This is a genomic window from Rhizomicrobium sp. (genome assembly GCA_037200385.1).
Classification (GTDB): Bacteria; Pseudomonadota; Alphaproteobacteria; order Micropepsales; family Micropepsaceae; genus Rhizomicrobium.
In genome coordinates, this window is sequence record JBBCGL010000001.1 from 2,070,180 (window position 1) to 2,093,649 (window position 23,470).

Below are 23,470 nucleotides of genomic sequence, written 5' to 3' on the forward strand. Positions count from 1 at the left end.
TTCCCTTTCAACCGAGCGACGCGATTTTGGTTCCACGCTGCGCAGTTGTCACCCCCGGCCGAACGCTGCGCAGCGGCGTGAGGGAAAGGGGACCCAGGCGGTTGGACTAAACACCAGCGCCTGAACGGGATATGAATTTCGAGAGCACGGAAGCTCGACCGCCTGGGTCCCCTTCCCCTCGCATCGCTTCGCGATGCTCGGCCGGGGATGACAAGAGGTGCTTGCCGACAGCTATCCCCTGGCCTGCGCCTTGGTCACGAAATGCGCCTGGACCACGCGGACGATATCGGCGGCCGACAGGCCCGCCGTCTCGTACTGCTTGTCCGGGTTGTCGTGCTCCTGGAAGAGGTCGGGCAGCGTCATGGTGCGGATGTCGAAGCCGGGGCGGAGCAGGCCCTCATTGGCGATGAAGTGCAGCACCTGGCTGCCGAAACCGCCCGTCGAGCCCTCTTCCACCGTCACCAGCATGCCGTGGTTGCGCACCAGGCGGCGCACCAGATCGGTGTCGATCGGCTTGGCGAAGCGCGCATCGGCGACGGTGCAGGAGATGCCCTTGCGCGCGAGCTCGTCGGCGGCGGCCAGCGCCGGCGCCAGGCGGGTGCCGAGCGAGAGGATCGCAACCTCCTTGCCTTCGCGCACCACGCGGCCCTTGCCGATGGGCAGGACCTGGCCGCGCTCGGGCAACGCCACGCCGGTGCCTTCGCCGCGCGGATAGCGGAGCGCGATCGGGCCGTCGTCATGGGCCGCGGCGGTCGCCACCATGTGCATCAGCTCGGCCTCGTCGGCCGCCGCCATCACCACGAAATTGGGCAGACAGCACAGATAGGCGAGGTCGAACGAACCGGCATGGGTCGCGCCGTCGGCGCCGACCAGGCCGGCGCGGTCCATCGCGAAACGCACCGGCAGCTTCTGGATCGCGACGTCGTGCACCACCTGGTCGTAAGCGCGCTGCAGGAAGGTCGAATAGATCACCGCGAAGGGCTTGAGGCCTTCGGCCGCCAGGCCGGCCGCGAAGGTCACCGCATGCTGCTCGGCGATGCCGACATCGAAGGTGCGGTCCGGAAAGGCCTTGCCGAAGGCGTCGAGGCCGGTGCCCGACGGCATGGCGGCGGTGATCGCGACGACGGTGGGATCGGCCTTGGCTTCCGCGATCAGCGCCTTGGCGAAGACCGCGGTGTAGGTCGGCGCCTTGGACGCGCTCTTCTTCAATTCGCCGGTGGCGACGTCGAAGCCGTTATTGGCATGGCCCTTGTCGGCGGCCGTCTCCGCCGGGGCATAGCCCTTGCCCTTCCGGGTGCGGATGTGCAGCAGCACCGGCGCGGGCGCGCCGTCGCGGATCGCCTCCAGCGCCGCGACCAGCGCGACGACGTCGTGGCCGTCGATCGGGCCGATATGCATCATGCCGAGCTTCTCGAACAGCGTGTGCTCGGCCGAGCCCGTCGCAGCGAGATGATTGAGATGCGTGTTAAGCGCGCCGGTGGCGGGCGCGATCGACATGTCGTTGTCGTTGAGCACGACCAGCAGGCGGCTGCCCAGGTGGCCGGCGTTGTTGATCGCCTCATAGGCCATGCCGGCGCTCATCGCGCCGTCGCCGATCACCGCGATCACATGGTTGTCCTTGCCCAGCAGGTCGCGGCCCACCGCCATGCCGAGGCCGGCGGAGATCGAGGTCGAGGAATGCGCCGCGCCGAACGGGTCGTATGCACTCTCGCTGCGCCGGGTGAAGCCGGAGAGCCCGCCCGCCTTGCGGATGGTGCGGATGCGGTCGCGGCGGCCGGTGAGGATCTTGTGCGGATAGGCCTGGTGGCCGACGTCCCAGATGATGCGGTCGTCGGGCGTGTTGAAGACGTAGTGCAGCGCGACGGTGAGCTCGACCACCCCGAGCCCGGCGCCGAAATGCCCGCCGCTCACGCTCACGGCATCGACCAGCTCGTGGCGCAGCTCGTCCGCCGCCTGGCGCAGCTGCGCCTTGTCGAGGCGGCGCAGATCCGACGGATAGACGATGTTGTCGAGGAGCGGTGTGCGGGAAGCGATATCGGGCATCACGACTCTCGGTCCAGGAGGAACAGGGGAAGATCGACCAGCTCCGGCGCGGCATTGCCGTAAGGCGCCAGCGTGGCGGCGGCGCGGCGGGCCAGCGTCTCGGCCTCGGCGCGCGCCCCCTCCAGGCCGAGGATGGATACCAGCGTCGCCTTGCCTTGGTCCTTATCTTTTCCGACAGCCTTGCCGGTCTTCTCCGCCGTCGAGGTCACGTCGAGCAGGTCGTCGGTGATCTGGAACACCAGGCCCATATCGCGGGCATAGGCGCGCAGGCGGTCGCGATGTTCGCTGCCGGCCTGGCCGAGGATCGCCCCCGCCTCGCAGGAGAACTCGAAGAGCTGGCCGGTCTTCAGGCGCTGCAGCAGGAGGATCTCGTCCTGCCCGAAGGCGCTCTGCGCCGCCTGCATGTCGATCATCTGGCCGCCGATCATGCCGCTGTGGCCGGAGGCTTCGGCGAGGCGCAGGACCAGGGCGGAACGGACCTCGGCCGAGGCGTGCGTCTCGGGCCGGGCCAAGATTTCGAAGGCGAGTGTCAAAAGCGCATCACCCGCCAGCACGGCCGTCATCTCGTCATAGGCGATATGCGTGGTGGGCCGGCCCCGGCGCAGATCGTCGTCGTCCATGCAGGGCAGGTCGTCATGCACCAGCGAATAGGTGTGCAGCACCTCGATGGCGGCGCCGACGCGCGCGGCCTGTGCCGGGTCGACATCGAACAGCTTGGCGGCGTTCAGGACGAGGAAGGGACGCAGGCGCTTGCCCCCCGCGAACGTCGCATAACGCATGGCTTCCTGCACGCGCGCCTGCAGGCCGTGCGGCTTGGGCAGGACCTGCTCCAGCGTGGCATCCACCGCGGTCGCGGCGGCGGCCAGGGCCTGCGGCAAGGCTGCACTCAAGGGACGGGCCGGCGCGCGCGGCACCCCGATCGATGAACTCACCATCTAAACCCCGTAGGCCTGCCGGCTTCTATTTTCCCCAAAACCGGCAGGGACATAACGCCATCAGCCTAGCACAATTGATCGATAGAAACGGCAGACCTATATGCTGGGAATGGTAAATGCCAGAGGGTCCTTCTGCCCCTGTGGTTGCACTGCATCATCCGGCTGGCTATAGCCTCGAATTCGGGCAAGATACCGTCCTTGAAGGAGCGTTCATGCGAGTCATTCTCGCCCAACCCCGTGGTTTCTGCGCCGGTGTCGTCCGCGCCATCGACATCGTCGAGCGGGCACTCGAGAAATATGGCGAGCCGGTCTATGTCCGTCACGAGATCGTGCACAACAAGCACGTGGTCGACACGCTGAAGAACAAGGGCGCGGTCTTCGTGGAGGAGCTCACCGAGGTTCCCGACGGTGCCGTCACCGTGTTCAGCGCCCATGGTGTGCCGAAGACCGTCGTGCAGACCGCGCAGGACCGCAAGCTGCCGGTGCTCGACGCGACCTGCCCGCTGGTCTCCAAGGTCCACAATCAGGGCAAGCGCTACGTCCAGCACGGCCGCCAGCTCATCCTGATCGGCCATGCCGGCCATCCCGAGGTCGAAGGCACGATGGGCCAGGTCGGCGCCCCGGTGACGCTGGTGCAGTCGGAAGCCGAAGTCGCCGACATGACCATTCCGACCGCCACGCCGGTCGCCTACATCACCCAGACCACGCTCTCGATCGACGACACCAAGGGCATCATCCTGGCGCTCAAGAAGCGCTTCAGCGACATCGTGGGGCCCGAGACCACCGACATCTGCTACGCGACGCAGAACCGCCAGACCGCGGTGCGCCAGCTCGCGGAGGTCGCCGACGTCATCCTGGTGGTGGGCGCGAAGAATTCCTCGAACTCCAACCGGCTGGTCGAGATCGGCCGCGAGGTCGGCGTGCCGAGCTATCTGTTGGCGGATGGAAGCGAATTGAGGCCCGAATGGGTCCAAGGCAAGAGCGCGGTGGGCCTGACGGCCGGCGCGAGCGCGCCTGAGCGGCTGGTCGAGGACGTGATCGCCGCGCTGCGCCGGATCGCGGTCGCGCCGGTGAGCGTCGAGACCATGGACGGCAAGAAAGAGCATATCGAGTTCCGCCTGCCGGCGGAGCTGCGCAACGACCGCGTTCCGGCCGCGTAATGTGTCTGCCCGCGTTCCGCGGGCGTGGTTCTGTTTGCCCGCGTTCCGCGGGACGGGAGAATAAAAGTGGGTATACCTCTGCACCAGGCCGCGAAGATCGGCTCCTATGTGATGAAGCAGCACCTGACGGGCAAGAAGCGCTATCCGCTCGTGCTCATGCTGGAGCCCTTGTTCCGCTGCAACCTCGCCTGCGCGGGCTGCGGCAAGATCGACTATCCCGACGACATCCTGAACCAGCGCCTGTCCTATCAGGACTGCATGGATGCGATCGACGAGTGCGGCGCGCCGGCGGTCTCCATCGCGGGCGGCGAGCCGCTGCTCCACCGCGAGATGCCGCAGATCGTGCAGGGCTTCATCGACCGCAACAAGTTCGTGATCCTGTGCACCAACGCGATCCTGCTCTCCAAGAAGATCGACCAGTACAAGCCGCATCCGAACTTCACCTGGTCGATCCATCTGGACGGCGACAAGGCGATGCACGATCACTCGGTCTGCCTCGACGGCGTCTACGACAAGGCGATCGCGGCGATCAAGCTGGCGAAGTCCAAGGGCTTCCGCACCCAGATCAACTGCACGCTGTTCTCCAACGCGATCCCGGAGCGCGTCGCCAAGTTCTTCGACACGATGATGGAGATGGGCTTGGACGGGATCACGATCTCGCCCGGCTATGCCTATGAGCGCGCCCCGGACCAGGACAGCTTCCTCAACCGCGACCGCACCAAGAAGCTGTTCCGCGACATCCTCAGCCGCGGCAATGGCGGCAAGAACTGGGAGTTCACCCAGAGCTCGCTGTTCCTCGACTTCCTCGCGGGCAACCAGACCTATGAGTGCACCCCGTGGTCGATGCCGCTGCGCTGCGTGTTCGGCTGGCAGAAGCCGTGCTACCTGCTCGGCGAGGGCTATGTGAAGACCTTCAAGGAGCTGATGGAAGACACCGACTGGGACAAGTACGGTGTCGGCAAATACGAGAAGTGCCAGGACTGCATGGTCCATTGCGGCTTCGAAGGCACCGCGGTGATCGATTCGATCAAGCGGCCGCACAAGCTGATCCCGCTGGCGATGCGCGGCGTGAAGACCGAAGGCCCGTTCGCCAAGGACATCGACACGTCCAAACAGCGGCCGGCGGACTTCGTGTTCTCCGCCCATGTCGAGAACAAGCTAGCCGAGATCCGGAAAGCCAAGCAGAAGCCCGAGAGCGTGGCGGCCGCGGAGTAGCGCGCGGAACGCCCGGCCGCTCTCGCGGCCAGTCTTCAACAGATCGCCGATCTGCGACGGCTCGGTCGCGACTGAGCCCAGGATGCGCAGCATCCGCGGCTTGCCGCTCGCCTTGAGCGGCAGCAACGCCGCGGGCGGCAGCCCCGTCCGCGCCGCGTCGGAGATCGTCCGCAGCACGGCGAAAGGCAGGCCATGGCGCGCCGCGGCGCGCGCCGCGATGTGGGATTCCATGTCCACCGCATGCGCCCCCGTCAGCGCAAAGAGCCGGCGCTTGCCGTCGACATGGCTGACGATCTGGTCGTGGCCCGCGAGGATCACGCTATGGGCGCGCGGCAGCTTGGCGCGCAGAGCCGCGGTCCAGGCGGCATCGGTGGGATAGCGCTCCTCGCCGTGCACGACATGGGTGGCGATCACCGTGTCGCCCACTTTGAGCAGCGGCGCCAGCGCGCCCGCGATGCCGAAGCTCACGATGCCTTTGGGCTTGTGCTTGGCGATGGCCTCTTCGAGGCGCTTCTCGAGCAGCGCGCCGTCGCCCGCGCTGATCACGGGCACGAGCTTGCCCCGCCGCGCGATCCGCGCCTCGCGCGCCAGGCCCGTGACGGCGATGACGGTCATGTGGGGCGAACCCCAAAATCCTTGTCATCCCCGGCGAGCATCGCGAAGCGATGCGAGGGACCCCGTAGCGACAGCGTGCGGGGACCCAGGCGGCAAATACCGTGACGGTGTTTGCCGCCTGGGTCCCCTTCCCTCGCGCTCACTGCGTTCGCGCTCGCCGGGGATGACAAGAGATGCATGTGCTAGAGGCCGTAGCTCACGTGGCGCGAATTTCCGGCTTTCAAATTGCGATACCGCGCCACCGCCCAGAGCGGGAAGAATTTCGGATAGCCGTGATAGCGCAGGTAGAACACGCGCGGGAAGCCGCCGCCGGTGTAGTGCTCCTGGCCCCACAGACCGTCGGCCTGCTGCGTCGCTTCGAGATGGCGGATGCCGCGCGCCACCGCCGGATGATCGACCTGCCCCGCCGCCATCAGCGCCAGCAGCGCCCAGGCGGTCTGCGACGCGGTCGAGGGCGCGGGCTCGTAGCCTTTGTAATCGAGCTTGTAGGAGTTGCAATCCTCGCCCCAGCCGCCGTCCGGATTCTGGATCGCAATCAGCCAAGCGGCCGCCTTGGTCATCATCGGATCGTCGGGCATCACCTGCGCCGCGTTCAGTCCCGCCAACGCCGACCAGGTGCCGTAGATGTAGTTGACGCCCCAGCGGCCGAACCACGAGCCGTCCGCGAGCTGCGATTTGCGCAGGAAATCGACGCCCGCTTTCACATAAGGATCGTCCGGCGTCGCGCCCAATTGCATCAGCATGCCGATACAGCGCCCCGAGACGTCGTCGGTCGGCGGGTCGAGCAGCGCGCCGTGATCGGCGAAGGGGATGTTGTTCAGGTAGTAATAGGCGTTGTCGGCATCGAAGGCGCCCCAGCCGCCGTTCCTGCTCTGCAGGCCCTCGACCCATTCGCGCCCACGCGCCATAGGCGCGTCATAATCGGACAGCGCGATGTTGCTCTTCTTGGCGCGGTCCAGCGCCATCACCACGACGGCGGTGTCGTCGAGATCGGGATAATGCGCATTGTTGTACTGGAAGGCCCAGCCGCCGGGGCGCACGTCGGGACGCTCCTCCGCCCAGTCGCCCGCGACGTCGAGCACCTGGCGGTGGCGCAGCCATTCGAGGCTCTTGGCGACCGCGGCGTCGGCGACACCGGTCTTGGCTTCCATCAGCGCATGCGCCGCAAGCGCGGTGTCCCACACCGGCGAGACGCAGGGCTGGCAATAGGCTTCGCCGTCCTTGACGACCAGCAGCAGTTCGACCGATTTGCGCGCGATGGCGCGGCGTGGATCCTCCGGCCCGATGCCGAGCGTGTCGTACATCATCACGCTGTTGGCCATCGCGGGATAGATCGCGCCCAGCCCGTCCTCGCCGTTGAGGCGCTCCGTCGTCCAGGCGACGCATTTGTCGATGGCGCGTTTGCGCAGGCCCTTGGGCCACGGCACCACCTTCAGAACCTTGTCCAGCGTGTTGAAGAAGAACGACCAGCCGGCCGACTGGTGCGGCGCACGCGGGCTGATCACCGGCACGCCCTCGACGAACAATTCGGGGATATGGATACCGCGCGGATTGCGCGCCAGCGGCTGTTTCGCCGCCAGCACCAGCAGCGGCACGATCACGGTGCGCGCCCAATAGCTCATCTTGGAGAGATGGATCGGGAACCAGCGCGGCAGCAGGATCAGCTCCACCGGCACGGTCGGCACGTTCTGCCACGAGGTCTCGCCGTAGAGCGCCAGCAGGATGCGGGTGAAGACGTTCGCCTTGATCGCGCCACCGCGGGCGCGGATCGCTTCGCGGGCCCGTACCATGTGCGGCGCGTCGATGTCGTCGCCGATCATCTTGAGGCAGAAATAGGCCTTCACCGTCGCCGAGATGTCGAAGGCGCCCGCATGATAGAGCGGCCAGCCGCCGTGCTCCTTGGACTGGATCCGGCGCAGGTAGTTGCCGATCTTGGCTTCGAGTTCGAGGTTCGGCGTCTCCGCCAGGTGATGGACGAGCAGCACGTATTCCGACGGGATGGTCGCATCGGCTTCGAGCTCGAACACCCAATGGCCGTCGTCGCGCTGCGACTTGAGCAGCGCGGCGGTGGCATCGCCGAGCATCTTGTCGACCGCGATGGTGTCTTCGGCGCCGCGGGAAAGGAGCATCTGGTTCATCGCGGCCTATTCCAACAGCTGTGCCGATTGCGCCGCACCGGGCGGCTGCAAGGCGGCCGCGGCTTTCGCAGGTTCCTCCAGCGCGATCCATTCCAGCAGGCTGTCGAGCGCCGGGCACATCGCCCGGCCCCAGGCGGTCAATGTGTACTCCACCTTGGGCGGCACCTGCGGATAGACCTCCCGCGCAACGACACCGTCGCGTTCCAGTTCGCGCAGGTGCTGGGCGAGCATCTTCTGCGAGACGCCGGCGATGAGTTTTTCGAGCTCGGAGAAGCGCAGCGTGTCCTTGTCGAAGAGCTGGAGGATGATGACCATCTTCCACCGCGCATCGAGGATGGAGAACGCCCGCTCGATGCCGCGCGCCGCCATTTCGGGTGTGACGTCCCGAAGATAACCCGTTGGTGAGTACCCCACCTTTTTGTCGGTTCTTGCCATGACCGCCTTATAGCAACACATCGGGTTGGACGCAGCAAATGGAACGGAACCCCATGGCCCTTGATCTCCCGAGCACGCTCAGCCGCTACCTCGACGCGCAAAACCGCCACGATATCGAGGCCTTGGTGGCCTGTTTCGCTCCCGATGCGCGGGTCCGCGACGAAGGCCGCGACATCGTGGGCAGCGATGCGATCCGCGCCTGGAAGGAGCAGACCAGCGCCAAATACCGCGTCACGGTGGAACCGCTGGAGACCCAGATCGCGGGCGACCGCACGGTCCTGAAGGCCAGAGTCTCCGGCACCTTCGACGGCAGCCCCGCCCTCCTGACTTACCGCTTCGGCTTCGCCGCCGACGGCCGGATCGCGGCGCTGGAGGTCGGTTGATGGGCGGCGAACTGGACGGCAAGAACGCCCTCGTCACGGGCGGCACGAAGGGCATCGGCGCCGCGGTCGTGGCGCGGCTGCACGAACTGGGCGCGACCGTGCTCGCCACGGCGCGCGCACAGCCCGTCGACCCGCCAGCCGGCGTGTCCTTCGTCGCGGCCGATGCGGCCACCGCCGAGGGCTGCCGGATCATCGCCCAGGCGGCGCGCGAGACGCTCGGCCGCATCGACATCGTCGTCCATGTCGTGGGCGGCTCGTCGGCGCCGGCCGGCGGCTTCGCGGTGCTCGATGACACACAGTGGCAGCGCGCCCTGGACCTCAACCTGATGGCGGCGGTGCGGCTGGATCGCACGCTCCTGCCCGGGATGCTGGCGCGGGGCGCCGGCGTCATCGTGCACGTCACCTCGATCCAGCGGCAGATGCCGCTGCCGGAGGCCACCACCGCCTATGCCGCAGCGAAAGCAGCACTGTCGACCTACAGCAAAGCGCTGTCCAAGGAGGTGAGTCCCAAGGGCATCCGGGTGGTCCGGGTGTCGCCAGGCTGGGTCGAGACCGAGGCCGCTATCGGCCTGGTCGAGACTCTTGCCAAGACGATGAACACCGGCACGGAGAGCGCGCGGCAGGCGCTGATGGATTCACTGGGCGGCATTCCGCTCGGCCGCCCCGCCAAGCCCGCGGAGGTCGCCGATCTGGTCGCGTTCCTGGTGTCGCCACGCGCCGCGTCGATCACCGGCGCCGAATATGTGATAGACGGCGGCACTGTCCCCGTCGCCTGACGTCAACGCGGCGGGACCAGCCCCGCTGCCGTCTGTCCCGAACGGATAGCGCCTTCGATGGTGGCGGGCAGGCCGGTGGCCGTCCAGTCGCCGGCCAGCAGCAGGTTCGCCCACTTCGTGCGGGCTTGCGGGCGGCGGCGGGCCTGCTCGGGCGTCGCGGCGAAGGTGGCGCGGCGCTCCTTCACCACCTGCCATTGCGGCAGGGGATCGGCGGGCAGGCGCAGCACCTTCGCCACGTCGGTCCAGAACCGCCGTGCCAACACCTCGCGGTCGTCGTCCACGATGGCGTCTGCCCCCGAGACCGTGATCGAGACCCGGTCTTCGAAGGCGAAGATCCATTCGGCGCTGCCGCCGATCACGCCGGTCATCAGCGGCGTGCCGGCAGGCGGCGCGAGCTTGAAATGCGCGTTGACGATCGACCGGAACTCCATCGGCGCGACGAGGTCCGGCAGCAACTCGGTCGCGGCCCAAGGCGGCACGGCGAGGATCACCGTATCGGTTTTGTCGAGCGCCACCGGCGTGCCCGCGAGATCGAGACCGGTGACGCGCCAGTCGTCCATCGTCAGGCCGCGCACCCGCTGGCCGATGCGGATGTCGGTGCCCCTGGCTTTCAGGAACGCCAGGGCCGGCTCGACGAAGGCGGCGGCGAGCGTGGGATGGGCGATCCGTGGCCGGTAGGCGAGGCCGCCGCGCGCCAGCGACTGCTTGACCACTTCGCCCGCGAGTTTCGCCGAGGCGATCTTCGGGTCGGTGTTGAGCACGGCGAGCAGGAAGGGCTGCAGCAGCCGCGTCCACAGATGGCCGCGGCATTCGAGGACCTCCGCGATCGTCTTGTCGCCGTCGGCCGCGATCAGGCGCAGCAGGTCGAGATAGTCCTGCGGCTCGGTGCCCGGCACCCGGCGCTCGCGGATGAAGACCCACCATGCCAGCAGCCCGTCATTGGGACGCAGGGTCCAGCGCCGGTCGTCCTTCACATCCATGAAGTCGAACACCGCGCGCGGCGGACCGGCCAGCGCGTCGGCCGCGCCGATCTGCGCGAGATAGGACTGCACCGCCGTGTTGCCCGACAGCACCAGATGATTGCCGTTGTCGATGGTGAGGCCGAGCGCGGCGTCGAAATAGGAGCGGCAGCGCCCGCCGGCCTGCGGCGCGCCCTCGATCAGCACGACCTTGCGGCCCTTGCCGGCCAGCGCCACGGCGGCGGACAGGCCTGCGAGGCCGCCGCCCACGACATATGTCGTGTTCATCCGAACAATCCGTGGCGCAGGACGATGCCGAGGAGCTTCGGCTTGGAGAGAGACACGCGGTTGCGCGGCGGCGTCCAGCCGATCGCTTCGGTCTGGCGCAGGATCTCCTCATACACCGCCCCCATCAGGCGCGGCGTCGCGAGGCGGCCCTTCGGCCGCTTCGCCAGCACCGCGGCGGCGCCGTCGTACCAGCCATGCGCGTCGCGCGCGATGCGCTGGCACACGATGTCGATCCGCGGATCGGCGATGGCGGCCTTCGGATCGCGCGCCGCGATCCCCGCCGCGTCGAGATATTCGCGCGGCAGATAGAGGCGGTTGATGCCCGCATCCTCGTCGATGTCGCGCAGGATGTTGGTGAGCTGCAGGGCGCGGCCGAGGTGATGCGCCAGCGCGTCGCCCGGCCCTTCGTCCATCCCGAACACCTTGATCGAGAGCCGGCCCACCGCGCTGGCGACGCGCTCGCAATAGAGGTCGAGCGTCTTCAGGTCGGGCGCGATGATGTCCTCCGCGACATCCATGTCCATGCCGTCGATCACGGTGAGGAAATCGGCTTTGCGCAGGCCGTAGCGCGCCACATGGGGCGCCAGGAATTCGATGCGCTCGGGCGGCTGGCCGGCATAGAGGTCGTCCAGCGCGACGCGCCACTGGGTGAGCTGTGCCGCGCGCTCGGGCCGCGTCCCGATCCCGTCGTCGGCGATGTCGTCCACGATGCGGCAGAAGCCGTAGATCGCGAACATCGCCTCGCGCTCGGCCTTGGGCATCAGGCGCATGGCCGAATAGAAGGAGCTGCCCGCGAGCTTCTGCTGGGTGGTGCCGGAATCGCTGCTCATGAGGGCGTTGTAAAGCGCGAGACGGCGAAGCGGGAGAGGGCGCGGAGCAACAGTCCCGGCATTTCGCCGCGCCGGTGGTGGACCCGCTCCGACAGGGGATCGCGGACCAGCAGGCGGGCGGTCAGGTCCTCCGCCAGGGTCTGGATCACGCTGACCTCCAGGCTCAGGCGGCGGTCGCGGATCTGGGCCGCGAAGGGCCGGGACTGGGCCAGCAGGTCCTGGGTCCGGCGGGCAAGGCCGGCAAGGGCTGCGCGCAGCTCGGGGCCGGCCTTCGGCGCCGACAGGACCTGCGGATCGGGCAGCACGTCCTGCGGGATATAGACCCTGTTGAGCTCGCGGTAATCCTTGGCGCAGTCCTGCAGGTGGTTGATCACCTGCAGCGCGGCGCAGAGCGCATCATTGGCCGGCCAGGTGGCGCGGCTCTCGCTGTGCACGTCGAGCACGAAGCGGCCGACCGGCATCGCCGAATAGCGGCAATAGTCCATCAGCTCGTCCCAGTCGGCATAGCGCGCCTTGGTGACGTCGCGGCGGAAGGCTTCGAGCAGATCGAGACCATGCTGGATGGTGAGGCCCCGCGCCGAGAGCGCGGCCCGCAGCGCCACGCCCTCCGGCGAGATGTCGCTTTCGCCGGTCAGGCTGCCGCGCATGCTTTCGAGCACGGCGAGCTTCTCGTCGGGCGGGGCGGCGGCGTGGTCGGCGACGTCGTCGGCCGCGCGCGCAAAGGCATAGAACGCCATCACCGGCGGGCGGTATTTCTTGGCGATCAATACCGAGGCGACCGGGAAGTTCTCGTCCTTCGCGCCCTTGCCCGATGCGAGCTCGGCGGCACTCATGATTGCCCCAGGGCTTGCGCCCTGCCCTTCCACATGCCGCCCCTGCCACGCCAATGCTGGATCGCGGAGTCGAGGGTGAACAGCGCATAGACGAAGCCGATCAGCGGCAGCGCCAGGCCCCAGAGCGGCGAGGCGCGATAGAATTTGAGGATCGGCTGGAAGGCGAAGGCCATCGCCAGCCAGGCGAGGAAGCCCGAAGCCTGCGCCGAATCGCGCGCGACGATCGCCAGCACCGGCGCCGCGCCATAGACCGCGATCATCCCGACGAACGCGCCGAGCAACGCCAACGGCGAATAGCCGAGCTGGGCATAGGCCGAGCGCGCCACCATGCGGCGGATCTCGGGCAGGCCGGCATAAGGCCGGATCGAGGCGGCGCGTTCGGTGAGGCCGAGCCAGATCGGACCCTCGGCCTTCATCGCACGGCCCAGCGCGCAATCGTCGATGATCTCGGAACGGATCGTGTCGATGCCGCCCGCGCGTTCCAGCGCCGCGCGCTGCGCCAGCATGCAGCCGCCGGCCGCCGCCGCCGTCTTGCGGCGCGGATCGTTCACCCAGCGGAACGGATAGAGCATGTCGAAGAAGAACACGAAGGCGGGGATCAGATAGGCTTCGGCGAATCCCCTGCAATGCAGCTTCACCATCAGCGAGGTGAGGACGAGCTTGCCGGCCTCCGCCCGCGCCACGAGGCGGCGCAGATTTTCCGGCCTGTGGTCGATGTCGGCATCCGTGAACCACAGATATTCGGGCGTACCGGCGAGACCGGCGCCCTGCTTCATCGCCCACACCTTGCCCGCCCAGCCCGAGGGCCGCGGCGTGCCGCTGTGAACCTCGAGACGGCCGGTGCCGTCGAGCTTGCGCGCAATCTCGCCGGTGCCGTCGCCGCTCTGGTCGTCGACCAGCACGATGCGGAACGGTCCGGGATAATCCTGCGCCAACAGGCTGCCGATGGAACGCGCGATGACGTCGGCCTCGTTGCGCGCCGGCACGACGGCGACGACGGAGGGCCATTGCACCGGCTCGGGCGGCGTATCGGCGTCGTCGCGCTCCTGCATCGCCCAGAACATGCCGCGCCCGGCCAGCAGGTAAAGCCAGATCGCCACCGGGAGGAGAGCGACGAGCGCGATCACGTGATGTAGCCCGCCTGTTGGAACCACGCGACCGCATCCTTGATGGCCTCGCGGTAGGGCCGCGCTGTGAAGCCGAGCTCGTCCTGCGCCTTCTTCGAGGAGAAGAACATGTGGTGCTTGCTCATGTTCAGCGCATCGACGGTGAGCATCGGCTCCTTGCCGGTGTAGCGCGCCACTGCCTCGGCGCACAGCGCCAGCGGATAGAGCGGCCCGCGCGGCAGCTGCAGCCGCGGCGGCCTGCGCCCGACCAGCGGACAGATCACCGCCAACATGTCCTTCAGCCGCACGTCCTCGCCGCCCAGGATGTAGATCTCGCCGGTGCGGCCCTTCTCCAGCGCCAGGATATGGCCCTGCGCGACGTCGTCGACATGGACGAGGTTGAGCCCGGTGTCGACGAAGGCCGGCATGCCGCCATTGGCCGCCTGCACGATGATCCGGCCCGTGGGCGTCGGCTTGACGTCGCGCGGCCCGATCGGCGTCGAAGGGCTCACGATGACGACCGGCAGCCCGTCGCCGGCCATGCGCTCGACCAGCCGCTCGGCCACCAGCTTGGATTTCTTATAGGCGCCGATCACCGTCGCTTCCGAATGACGCGAGGTCTCGTCCACCGCGACGCCGTGGATCGGCTTCAGCGCCGCGACGCTCGAAGTGTACACGATGCGCTCCACCCCGGTGTCGCGCGCCGCCTCCATCACCACGCGCGTGCCTTCGAGATTGTTGCGCACGATCTCTTGTGGATCGCGGGCCCACAGCCGGTAATCGGCGGCGACATGGAAGACGTGGCGCACCCCATCCATCGCCTCGATCATGGCGTGGCGGTCGAGCATGTCGCCCTCGGCGATCTCGAAGACCTCGCCTTCGACATTGGTGCGGACCGAGGTGCTGCGCATCAGCACCCGCACCGTATCGCCGCGGCGCGACAAGGCGCGCGCCACGGCCGAGCCGACGAAGCCCGAGGCGCCGGTGACGAGGACCTTGTCGCCCATCAGCCTTCCACCGGCGCGGCAAGCGCCCGGCGGCCCTCGAAGGCCTGCCAGGCGAGGAGCACGGGCACGCCGATCACGACGTCGCGCGCGCGCTTCAGCAGCGAGCAGGCGACGCCGACCTCCGGCCCGAGGCCGAACAGCGGCATCAGCGCGGCATAGCCCGCCTCCTGCACGCCGATGGCGGCGGGGATGAAGACGGTGGCGCTGCGCAGCGCCGCCAGCAGCGCCTCGATCGCGATGCAGGAGAAGAAATCGATCTGCCTCCCGATCAGGTGGACGCTGAGCCAGATCAGGCCGCTGGAGGCGATCCAGGACACCAGATGGATGGTCGAGGACACTGCGAGCCGCGCCGGCGAATCGTACATTGCGCGCATCTGCTCGCCGAACGCCGCGGTGTGCTTGAGCGCGGCGGGCAGGAAGCGCGTCGCGAGGCCTTCGGCGAAGGCGCTGCCGCGCTGCTGCAGCACCACGAAGGCGGCGATGCCCGGCACCAGCAGCAGGGTGCCGAGGATCAGCCCGTCGACATAGGGCGCGGTGGCGCTGGCGGCGCGCAGCTCGGCGATGCACAGGCCGATGCCGATCAGGATGAAGACGATCTGCGCCATCAGCTCGGTCGTCACATCGGCGATGGCCGAAGCGAAGGCGAGCGGCGCCGCGATGCCGCGCAGGATCACGGCGCGGGCGCCGATCACGATGCCGCCGAGCTGGCTGAAGGGCAGGATGTCGCCGGCGCTGTCGCGCGTCTGGCGGCCGATGATGAAGGTGGCGAGAGCGCGGACCGAGCGCGCCGGCGTCAGCGCATACCAGGCGCCGCCCATCAGCATGACGACGGCGAGGCCGTAGAGGCAGATCAGCGCGAAGCCGAGGAAGCCGACCGAGGCGACGGCCGCGAGCACCTCGCCGATGCCGATATGCAGCAGCAGCCAGACGAACAAGGCGAGCCCGACCAGCGCGGCAGCGATGACACCGAGTTTCATTTGCCGCCCCCCGGTCTGGATAGGGATCGCAACGCGATTGTCATGCCCGCGAAGGCGGGACTCCAGCCTCGCTGTTTCTGGATGCCCGCCTTCGCGGGCATGACAGGAGAGAGATGCATGCGATCAAGCAACCGCCGGAACGGCGCGCTTCGGACCGAAGAAGCGGCGGAAGGTGCGGATCATGAATGGCACGAAGCGCGGGCGCTTGAGCCGCCTGTCGTAGATCCCCAGCCGGCGGTCGTTCTCCGCCAGGCAGGTATCCATCAGCTTGTAGATGTCGATGTCGCCGTCGGTGAGCTGGGTGGCGCCGTTGACGGTGAAATTGTTGTCCTGCTGGCCGTTGCCGACGTCCGAGGCGATGCCGATGCGCTCATAGACCAGGAAGGCCCAGACCGCGAGCACCTTCAGCTCGAACCACGGACGGCGCCAGAGCGGCATGTTGCGGCGGTGCCAGGCGATCCAGTTGACGAAGAACAGGATGTGGCGGCCTTCCTCGTGCACCACCGGCTCGAAGGTGTCGACAAGATCGGCGGGGAAGAAGCCCGACTGCTTCGCCGTTTCGAAAAGCCCGAAGGCGAAGAAGCTGTCGATGCATTCGCTGTAGCCGGTCACCAGGAAGGCCCATTCGGGATCCTTCGGGCGCGGATAGGCGGGCTCGGGCGCCAGCTTGATGCCGTAGGCCTCGACCAGGTTCGACAGCACGTAACGATGGCGGCGCTCCTCGAAGCCGTTGAGCTCGACCGCCTTGCGCAGCAGCGGATCGGGGATCAGCTCGGCATAGGTGCAGACGTTGAGGCCGGCGCGGTTCTCGGTCTGCACTGCGATGTCCCAGATCGGCAGCGCGGTGATGCGCGCCTGGGTCTCGGCCTCCAGCTTCGGCCAGTCGATCACGGCCGGGCGATAGGGATTGAAGGTGTCGAGCAGCGTCTTGCAGAACAGCCGCTTGTGCTCTTCGGAGCCCCAGCGGATGCGGCCTTCGGGCACGGCGGGGCCGGTGCCGGTGATCTCGGGAAAGGTGAGTGCCGTCATGCGTATCATCCGCCGGTTTCCGCCACTGTCGCAGGGGGCTCCCCGTACGCCAAGGCCCCGGAGAAAACTCCGTAAATTGAAGGGCTTAAGTGTGGCTGGGAGATAGCAGAACACGGGCCATTTCGCAAAAGCGAAGATGGAATTGCCCGTGTCGCGGGACAGCCCTCTCAAAAATCCGCGAAGCCGCCCTTGGCGATGGCGGAATTCCGAAACGCCTGCACCACCCGCGGCGCCACAAGCGCGGCGAGTTCGTCGGCATAGGCATAGCCGGGCGCGCAGCCTTCATAAGGTCCGGTCGCCGGATGCAGGTAAAGCTCGGTGAGACCGTCGGGCAGGTTCTCGATCAGGCCCAGCACGCGCGCGGGCGTCATCGCGCCGGACCAGGCGAGGCCGAAGACCTGGTCGGGCACTTTCATTCCCGCGGCGCGCAGCCGGGCGCGCGCCAGCATCGCCCAGGGCGCGGTGACAAGTGCCGATGGCAGCTTCGCTTGGCGGTCGGCGCGGCGCAGCGGACCGTTCGGCTCCAACGGCACGCGCATCGCACGCAGGCCGTGGCGCTTGCCCACCCTGAGGATGGTCGAGGCGATGGTCGGATGCAGGTGGAAATGCTTATGGGTGTTGACGTGGTCGAGCGGCAGTCCGGTGGCGCGGAAGGCATCGAACTGGGCCTCGACCTCGGCTTCGAGCTGGCGGCGCACCTTGGGGCGGAAGAACATGTTCGCCGCTGCCGCCGCCATGTCGGTGCGGAAATTGCCGTCGGCGCCGATCAGGTCGGGCACGGCACGCGCGGGCAGCGTGGGGCGGCCCTCCACCAGCACAATGTGCAGCCCGACGCGCAGCCGCGGATTGGCACGGGCGCGGCGCACCGCATCGCCGGCGGCCGGCGCGCCGACCATCAGGCTCGCGGCGGTGAGGATGCCGTCCCGGTGCGCGATCTCGACCGCGTCGTTCACCTCGCGCGCGGCGCCGAAATCGTCGGCGGTGACGATGAGGGATTTCATAGGCGTAATTTTCGCCAAAAACAAAAACTGTCATGGCCCGCGAATGCGGGCCACCCAGTTGACGCCGGCGATCTGCTGCAAATTGGCGCCATTACATTGCTCAAACATCGAGACCGAAGCGAACCCCACCTGGGTGGCCCGCATTCGCGGGCCATGACACCGGGGCGTGGGCCGAGACGCCGGAGCGGCGCTACGAGACGATCATGTCCTCGCGGTTGCGCAGGAAGGAGAAGAACTCCACGCCCTCGCGCAGACGGCGGACCAGCATGTCGCGGCTGGTCAGCATCTCCTTGACGATCTCCAGGATCTTGGACGGACGGAAGTAGAACTTCTTGTAGAAGTCCTCCACCGAATTGAAGATCTCGGTGTGGCCGAGATGCGGATAGTTGAGCGGCGCGATCTGCGTGCCGTCGTCGGTCAAGAGGTCGACGTCGGAGGCGAACCAGCCGTTCTCCTTGGCCTGCTTGTAGAGGAAGGTGCCCGGATAGGGCGCGGCCAGCGACACCTGGATGGTGTGCGGGTTCACGTCCTTGGCGAATTGCAGCGTCTCCTGGATGGTCTCGCGCGTCTCGCCCGGCAGGCCGAGGATGAACGTGCCGTGCACCACGATCCCGAGCTCGTGGCAGTCCTTGGAGAAGCGGCGCGCGACGTCGACCAGAAGGCCCTTCTTGATGTTGTGCAGGATCTGCTGGTTGCCGGATTCATAGCCGACGAGAAGCAGGCGCAACCCGTTCGCCTTCATCACTTCCAGCGTCTTGCGCGGCACGTTCGCCTTGGCGTTGCACGACCACACGACATTGAGCGGGCCGAGCGCCCTGGCGAGCTGTTCCACGCGGTCGTGATTGTCGGTCAGCGTGTCGTCGTCGAAGAAGATCTCCCGTACTTCGGGGAAGTTCTCCTTGACGTATTTCACGTCCGCCACGACGCGGTCGATCGACATGAAGCGGTATTTGTGCCCGCCGATGGTCTGCGGCCACAGGCAGAAGGTGCAGCGCGATTTGCAGCCGCGGCCCGTGTACCAGGACATGTAGGGGTGCAGCAGGTAGCCGCCGAAATACTTCTTCACGTCGAGCTGCTTGTAGAGCGGCAGGACCGACGGCAGCTTGTCCATGTCGACCAGGATCTCGCGCTCCGGGTTCGTGATGATCTCGCGCGCGGCGTTGCGATAGGTGAGGCCCGCGACGGTCGACCAGTCGGCGCCTTCGGCCATTTCCTTGATCGTGAAGTCGTATTCGTTGCGCGCCACGAAATCGAGCGCGCTGCACGCTTCCATGCTCTCAATCGGCTCGACCGCGACCTTGGCGCCGATGAAGCCGATCTTGGCGGTGGGGTTGAGGGCGCGGATCATCGTCGCCGTCTTGCAGTCCGACTTGAAGCTGGGCGTCGAGGTGTGGATCACGATGAAGTCGTGGGACTTCACGTCCGCCTCGATGTCCTGGAAGGAGAGGTTGTGCGGCGGGGCGTCGATCAGCTTGGAGCCCGGCACCATGGCGGCCGCCTGCGCCAGCCAGGTCGGGAACCAGAAGGATTTGACCTCGCGCTTCATCTGGTAGCGCGCGCCGGCGCCGCCGTCATAACCGTCGAAGGACGGAGCCTGGAGGAAAAGCGCTTTCATAACAGACCTCTACAACTGCGACATCGCGCCGGAAGGCTCGACCTTCAGGCGCGTGCCGCGCCAAGCCACCTTCTGACCGAAAAACGACGCGAAGAAAACCATCATCGATATAGTGTCCCGCACCGGCATCAGCCAGGCCGGACCGGACGCTGCGCCGAATGCTTTTTCCACACGGAACTTGAGGATTAAACGGGCAAGCAATGCTGCTGCTACCGCCGCGAGCGGGATCGTCCCCAGCCCCAGGAAAGCGACTCCCAAGAGGGCCAGCGGAAAGGGATGGGTGATGACCGTGGTGGCATGCGAGCCCGGCCGCACGATCCGCACCGTGCGGCTCCAGCGCAGCTCGTGGCTGATCAGCTCGCGCGCCGTCTCCTCGGTGCAGCGATGGGTGACGGCCAGCGGCAGCACGACGACGCGCTGGCCGCGATGGCGCACGGCGCGGCCGATCTCGTAATCGTCGGCGAGATAATTGACGAAGGCCTCGAAGCCGCCGAACTGGTCGAGGCTGGCGCGGCGCAGCGCGATGGTCGAGCCGAGACAGGCATTGGCCAAGCCCCACCAGGTGCCGAACACCATGTTCGGCAGGAAGTCGTAGGAGGTCCCCATCGCCGCAAGCGTCGACCACGCGCTGGCGCCGGCAAGGCCGGTGTAGGGACAGGTCACCGCCCCGACGCCGGGCTGCAGCAGCGCACCCACCACCTTGGCGAGATAGTCGCGCGGCACCGCAATATCGCTGTCGCTCATCACCAGCACGCCGTGCTTGGCGTGCTCGGCCATGTTGATGAGATTGCAGATCTTGGCGTTCGACCCATAGCGCCGCTCGTCGACCACCAGCGCGATGTCGATGCCGGGATGGCGCGCCTTCAGATGGTTGACGATGGCGATGGCAGGATCCGACGGATTCTGCACGCCGAACACGATCTGGATCGGCGCGGGATAGTCCTGTGCCAGGAAGGTCTCGAGATCGTCCTCAAGGCCCAGCGAGTCGAAATGCAGCGGCTTGAGCAGCGTGACCGCCGGCAGCGCCGTGACGGCGGGCAACCGCGTCGCGGCGAAACGGCCGATCACGCCGGCGGACAGCAGCGCGTAGAGCGCACCTGCCAGCGACAGGGCGACGAAAAGCCAGCCAGTGGTCTCGACAACCAAATGCACGTGCGCGCTCCGGACGTCCCAGCCCCCACTGCGGACGGACGCAACATCGCATTTTCGGTGCCGGATGGGAAAGCCCTAGCGTGCCGCGCGGTTAAGAGATGTCGCATTACGGCCGCGTAAGTCCATTGTTCCGTCTGGTTATTCCGAGAGATTGCCGGCAAGCGGCGGCGCCGAACAGGCGCAGAACCGCACGAAACCTTGGGGAACAGCCCTGCAAACGCATTCGGCTTCATCCGAAGACGTCGGCGGTGGGCGTGGAACCAGGGTCGTCGGGCGGCCTGCGGCGTTCTGAAGCGCACACCGCCGCGCATATGGGAAGGTCGAATCCTCATGCCGGCATCTTCACTCCGCGATTCCGCGGAGCAGCGACCGAAAGGCTTCAGCCCATAACCGAACTGCAATGATGCGTGCGCTACGCTCGCGCGATGCTCCTGATCCGGCACATTCCCGTCAACACGATCGTGACGGTGATGATATTCGCGGCGATAGCCCTGCTCTTGGCGTTGGCGGACGGCGGGTCGACCGACCGCATGCTGGCGCGGTTTTTCATCGAATTTCCGCTTCTCATGGTCATGGCCGCCGTGGTCACGCTTCTGGTCAATTGCGTCGCCGCCATCGGCGGCGCCTTTCTGGGAAACTCGCCGATCGTCGCTGCGGCCATCGCAGCGACGATAAGCTGGATGGTGGCGGGTGGACCCGGTTCCTTCGTTGGGCTTGGATACGATACGCTTCTTCAGCCCGCGCACGCGATCGCGATCGCGGCGCCCTGGTTGTTCAGGCCGAGCCAGGGTGCGCCGGGCCGCAATTGATCCACGCGCCGTCCTAGGACGGCATCTTCAATTCGCGATCCCACAGCCGCAGCGCGCGGCAGGCTTCGACAAACGTCGCGGCATCGCGCGGTTTCGCCAGCGCGATGAACCCGTCATCCGGCGTCACGCCCGCCTTGTCGAACAGCGCCTGCGCTGCCGCCGTATAGGCGACGAATTTGCAATGCGCGAAGGCGTCCGCCACGAAGTCGCGCGCCGGCGGCAGCGCGGCGAGCAATGCGGCGCCCTCTTCGGTGGCAAGGATCGCCACGGCGTCGAACACCACGGAGGGGCCGCCGTCGATCTTCTCGTCGGCCGGGACGAGTTCGCCCGCGCTATCGGTCACGCCGCCGATCTTGGGCGCCACGATCTTGATCGCCGCACCCTCCTTCTTGAGCGCCGCGCGCAACGCCTTGAGCAGACCGGCATCGACGCCGTCGGTCACCAGCACGCCGACCTTGCGGCCCTTGAAGGTGGCCGGCCCGCGTCCGACGATGCTGAGCAGCGGCGACGGCGCGAGGTCGTCGCGCGGCGCCAGCGCTGGCGTCGCGGCGGCCGGCAGCTCGGGAAGTCCGAGCCCGTCCGCCACCTTGCCCGCCAGGCCTTCGTCGATGTTGCGCAGATGCGCCACGATCCGCGCCCGGATCTCCGGCCGCTCGACCTTGCTGAGCTCGAACACCAGCGCCTTGGCGATGTGCAGCTGCTCGATGTCAGCCTGGCTGGCGAAGAACTGGCGCGCCTGGCTGTAGTGATCGGCGAAAGTGGCGCTGCGGGCGCGCGCCTTCACGCCGTCCGCCGGCTCGGCCACCGAGCGGAAGCCGTCCGGAATCTCGCGCGGGCCGCCGATGCCCTGGGCGTCCCAGGAATTGGGCTCGTAATTCACCCGGCCCTTCGGATTGCGCATCGCCATGTGCCCATCCTGTTGAAAATGCGCGAAGGGGCATTTGGGCGCGTTGATCGGCAGATGCGTGAAGTTGGGGCTGCCCAGCCTTTTGATCTGGGTATCGAGATAGGAGAAGTTGCGGCCCTGCAGCAGCGGGTCGTTGGAGAAGTCGACGCCCGGCACGATGTTCTGGGTGCAGAACGCGACCTGCTCGGTCTCGGCGAAGAAATTGTCGACGGTGCGGTTGAGCACCAGGCGGCCGACGATGCGCACCGGCACCTCCTCCTCCGGAATCAGCTTGGTCGCGTCGAGCACGTCGAAATCGAACTTGTCTGCGAAATCCTCGTCGAACAGCTGCATCCCCAATTCCCATTCCGGAAAGTCGCGCTGCTGGATCGCGTCCCACAAATCGCGACGGTGGAAGTCGGGATCGGCGCCGTTGATCTTCACCGCCTCGTTCCACGCCACCGATTGCAGCCCGAGCTTGGGCTTCCAGTGGAACTTGACGAAGGTCGATTTGCCCGCGGCGTTGACCAGCCGGAAGGTGTGGACGCCGAAGCCTTCCATGAAGCGGAAGGAACGCGGGATCGTCCGGTCGGACATGATCCACATCACCATGTGCATGCTCTCGGGCGTGAGCGAGATGAAGTCCCAGAAATTGTCGTGCGCGGTCTGCGCCTGCGGAAAGCCGCGATCGGGCTCGTCCTTGGCGGAATGGATGAGGTCGGGGAACTTCATCGCGTCCTGGATGAAGAACACCGGGATGTTGTTGCCGACGATGTCCCAATTGCCTTCCTTGGTGTAGAGCTTCACCGCGAAGCCGCGCACGTCGCGCGCCAAGTCCGCCGAACCCTTGTTGCCCGCGACGGTGGAGAAGCGCACGAAGGCCGGCGTCTTCTCGCCCTTGCGCTGGAAGAGATCCGCGCGCGTGATGTCGGCAAGCGATTCATACGCTTCGAAGAAGCCGTGCGCGCCGAAGCCGCGCGCGTGCACCACGCGCTCCGGAATCCGCTCATGGTCGAAATGGAAGATCTTCTCGCGCAGCACGAAATCTTCCAGCAGCGTCGGGCCGCGGGTTCCGATCTTGAGCGAGTTCTGATCGTCCGAAATCGGCATGCCCTGCGCCGTCGTCATCACTTCGAGGCCTTCGGCGGCCGTTTGATGCGTCTCGCCGCCGGCGCCGCGCACAACTTCGACCTCGCCGTATTGGCCGGTTCCGCTGGGGGATGCGGTCTTGCCCGCGCGTTTGGATGCTTTCGCCATGGCCCGCCTCCGTCTGTGTGA

At 67.1% G+C, this 23,470-nt stretch carries 21 protein-coding genes; 5 read left to right on the forward strand and 16 right to left on the reverse strand.

Annotated features, from left to right (window positions below):
- Positions 1-231: 231 nt before the first annotated feature.
- Both dxs and WDM91_09825 read right to left on the reverse strand, forming a co-directional pair.
- Complete coding sequence (dxs, locus tag WDM91_09820; protein MEI9994879.1) at positions 232-2,043, reverse strand: 1-deoxy-D-xylulose-5-phosphate synthase; 1,812 nt, start codon at positions 2,041-2,043, stop codon at positions 232-234.
- On the reverse strand, positions 2,043-2,978 hold the full coding sequence (locus WDM91_09825) for a polyprenyl synthetase family protein (GenBank protein MEI9994880.1): 936 nt from the start codon (positions 2,976-2,978) through the stop codon (positions 2,043-2,045). Before WDM91_09825 ends, dxs begins: the two co-directional genes overlap by 1 nt.
- A gap of 212 nt (positions 2,979-3,190) precedes the next feature.
- On the opposite strand from WDM91_09825, the gene ispH reads away from it, so the two are divergent.
- Positions 3,191-4,138 carry a 4-hydroxy-3-methylbut-2-enyl diphosphate reductase gene (gene ispH / locus WDM91_09830; protein MEI9994881.1) on the forward strand — a complete coding sequence of 316 codons (948 nt, stop codon included), beginning with the start codon at positions 3,191-3,193 and terminating at the stop codon, positions 4,136-4,138.
- A gap of 66 nt (positions 4,139-4,204) precedes the next feature.
- On the forward strand, positions 4,205-5,353 hold the full coding sequence (gene hpnH / locus WDM91_09835; protein ID MEI9994882.1) for an adenosyl-hopene transferase HpnH: 1,149 nt from the start codon (positions 4,205-4,207) through the stop codon (positions 5,351-5,353).
- On the opposite strand, the gene WDM91_09840 is transcribed toward hpnH, so the two are convergent.
- The 3 genes from WDM91_09840 to WDM91_09850 all read right to left on the reverse strand — a co-directional run bounded on the left by WDM91_09840 (position 5,297) and on the right by WDM91_09850 (position 8,541).
- Positions 5,297-5,968, reverse strand: a complete 672-nt coding sequence (locus WDM91_09840) for a hypothetical protein (protein MEI9994883.1) — start codon at positions 5,966-5,968, stop codon at positions 5,297-5,299. The two genes, hpnH and WDM91_09840, sit on opposite strands and share 57 nt — an antisense overlap.
- A 182-nt stretch (positions 5,969-6,150) precedes the next feature.
- Positions 6,151-8,106: a squalene--hopene cyclase gene (shc, locus tag WDM91_09845; protein MEI9994884.1), complete on the reverse strand. Its 1,956-nt coding sequence runs from the start codon at positions 8,104-8,106 to the stop codon at positions 6,151-6,153.
- 6 nt (positions 8,107-8,112) lie between these two features.
- Positions 8,113-8,541, reverse strand: a complete 429-nt coding sequence (locus tag WDM91_09850) for a helix-turn-helix domain-containing protein (GenBank protein ID MEI9994885.1) — start codon at positions 8,539-8,541, stop codon at positions 8,113-8,115.
- A 53-nt stretch (positions 8,542-8,594) separates the two neighbouring features.
- Between WDM91_09850 and WDM91_09855 the strand changes: the two genes are divergently transcribed.
- Positions 8,595-8,924, forward strand: coding sequence for a nuclear transport factor 2 family protein (locus WDM91_09855; protein ID MEI9994886.1), 330 nt, complete (start codon positions 8,595-8,597; stop codon positions 8,922-8,924).
- Positions 8,924-9,700 carry an SDR family oxidoreductase gene (locus tag WDM91_09860; protein ID MEI9994887.1) on the forward strand — a complete coding sequence of 259 codons (777 nt, stop codon included), beginning with the start codon at positions 8,924-8,926 and terminating at the stop codon, positions 9,698-9,700. Before WDM91_09855 ends, WDM91_09860 begins: the two co-directional genes overlap by 1 nt.
- Before the next feature lie 2 nt (positions 9,701-9,702).
- Here WDM91_09860 and hpnE read toward each other — a convergent pair whose 3' ends face one another.
- The 10 genes from hpnE to hpnI form a co-directional block, all read right to left on the reverse strand.
- Entirely contained in the window at positions 9,703-10,947 is a 1,245-nt protein-coding gene (hpnE, locus tag WDM91_09865) for a hydroxysqualene dehydroxylase HpnE (GenBank protein MEI9994888.1), read from the reverse strand.
- The gene (gene hpnD, locus WDM91_09870; protein ID MEI9994889.1) at positions 10,944-11,777 is read right to left on the reverse strand and encodes a presqualene diphosphate synthase HpnD; all 834 of its coding nucleotides are present in this window, start codon (positions 11,775-11,777) and stop codon (positions 10,944-10,946) included. The genes hpnE and hpnD overlap by 4 nt, the downstream gene beginning before the upstream one ends.
- Positions 11,774-12,610 carry a squalene synthase HpnC gene (gene hpnC, locus WDM91_09875; protein MEI9994890.1) on the reverse strand — a complete coding sequence of 279 codons (837 nt, stop codon included), beginning with the start codon at positions 12,608-12,610 and terminating at the stop codon, positions 11,774-11,776. Before hpnC ends, hpnD begins: the two co-directional genes overlap by 4 nt.
- Positions 12,607-13,737 (reverse strand): glycosyltransferase, encoded by a 1,131-nt coding sequence (locus tag WDM91_09880; protein ID MEI9994891.1) that lies wholly within the window; start codon positions 13,735-13,737, stop codon positions 12,607-12,609. The genes hpnC and WDM91_09880 overlap by 4 nt, the downstream gene beginning before the upstream one ends.
- The gene (gene hpnA, locus WDM91_09885; protein ID MEI9994892.1) at positions 13,734-14,723 is read right to left on the reverse strand and encodes a hopanoid-associated sugar epimerase; all 990 of its coding nucleotides are present in this window, start codon (positions 14,721-14,723) and stop codon (positions 13,734-13,736) included. The genes WDM91_09880 and hpnA overlap by 4 nt, the downstream gene beginning before the upstream one ends.
- Positions 14,723-15,700: a lysylphosphatidylglycerol synthase domain-containing protein gene (locus WDM91_09890; GenBank protein ID MEI9994893.1), complete on the reverse strand. Its 978-nt coding sequence runs from the start codon at positions 15,698-15,700 to the stop codon at positions 14,723-14,725. The genes hpnA and WDM91_09890 overlap by 1 nt, the downstream gene beginning before the upstream one ends.
- A 123-nt stretch (positions 15,701-15,823) precedes the next feature.
- Complete coding sequence (locus tag WDM91_09895; protein ID MEI9994894.1) at positions 15,824-16,729, reverse strand: hypothetical protein; 906 nt, start codon at positions 16,727-16,729, stop codon at positions 15,824-15,826.
- A 167-nt stretch (positions 16,730-16,896) separates the two neighbouring features.
- Positions 16,897-17,730: a hopanoid biosynthesis-associated protein HpnK gene (gene hpnK / locus WDM91_09900; GenBank protein MEI9994895.1), complete on the reverse strand. Its 834-nt coding sequence runs from the start codon at positions 17,728-17,730 to the stop codon at positions 16,897-16,899.
- A gap of 190 nt (positions 17,731-17,920) precedes the next feature.
- On the reverse strand, positions 17,921-19,345 hold the full coding sequence (gene hpnJ, locus WDM91_09905) for a hopanoid biosynthesis associated radical SAM protein HpnJ (protein MEI9994896.1): 1,425 nt from the start codon (positions 19,343-19,345) through the stop codon (positions 17,921-17,923).
- A 9-nt stretch (positions 19,346-19,354) separates the two neighbouring features.
- On the reverse strand, positions 19,355-20,497 hold the full coding sequence (hpnI, locus tag WDM91_09910; GenBank protein MEI9994897.1) for a bacteriohopanetetrol glucosamine biosynthesis glycosyltransferase HpnI: 1,143 nt from the start codon (positions 20,495-20,497) through the stop codon (positions 19,355-19,357).
- A 407-nt stretch (positions 20,498-20,904) separates the two neighbouring features.
- Here hpnI and WDM91_09915 point away from each other — a divergent pair, with 407 nt between their 5' ends.
- On the forward strand, positions 20,905-21,306 hold the full coding sequence (locus WDM91_09915; GenBank protein MEI9994898.1) for a hypothetical protein: 402 nt from the start codon (positions 20,905-20,907) through the stop codon (positions 21,304-21,306).
- Between the two features lie 13 nt (positions 21,307-21,319).
- On the opposite strand, the gene WDM91_09920 is transcribed toward WDM91_09915, so the two are convergent.
- Positions 21,320-23,449 carry a catalase gene (locus WDM91_09920; GenBank protein MEI9994899.1) on the reverse strand — a complete coding sequence of 710 codons (2,130 nt, stop codon included), beginning with the start codon at positions 23,447-23,449 and terminating at the stop codon, positions 21,320-21,322.
- Between the last annotated feature and the right edge of the window lie 21 nt (positions 23,450-23,470).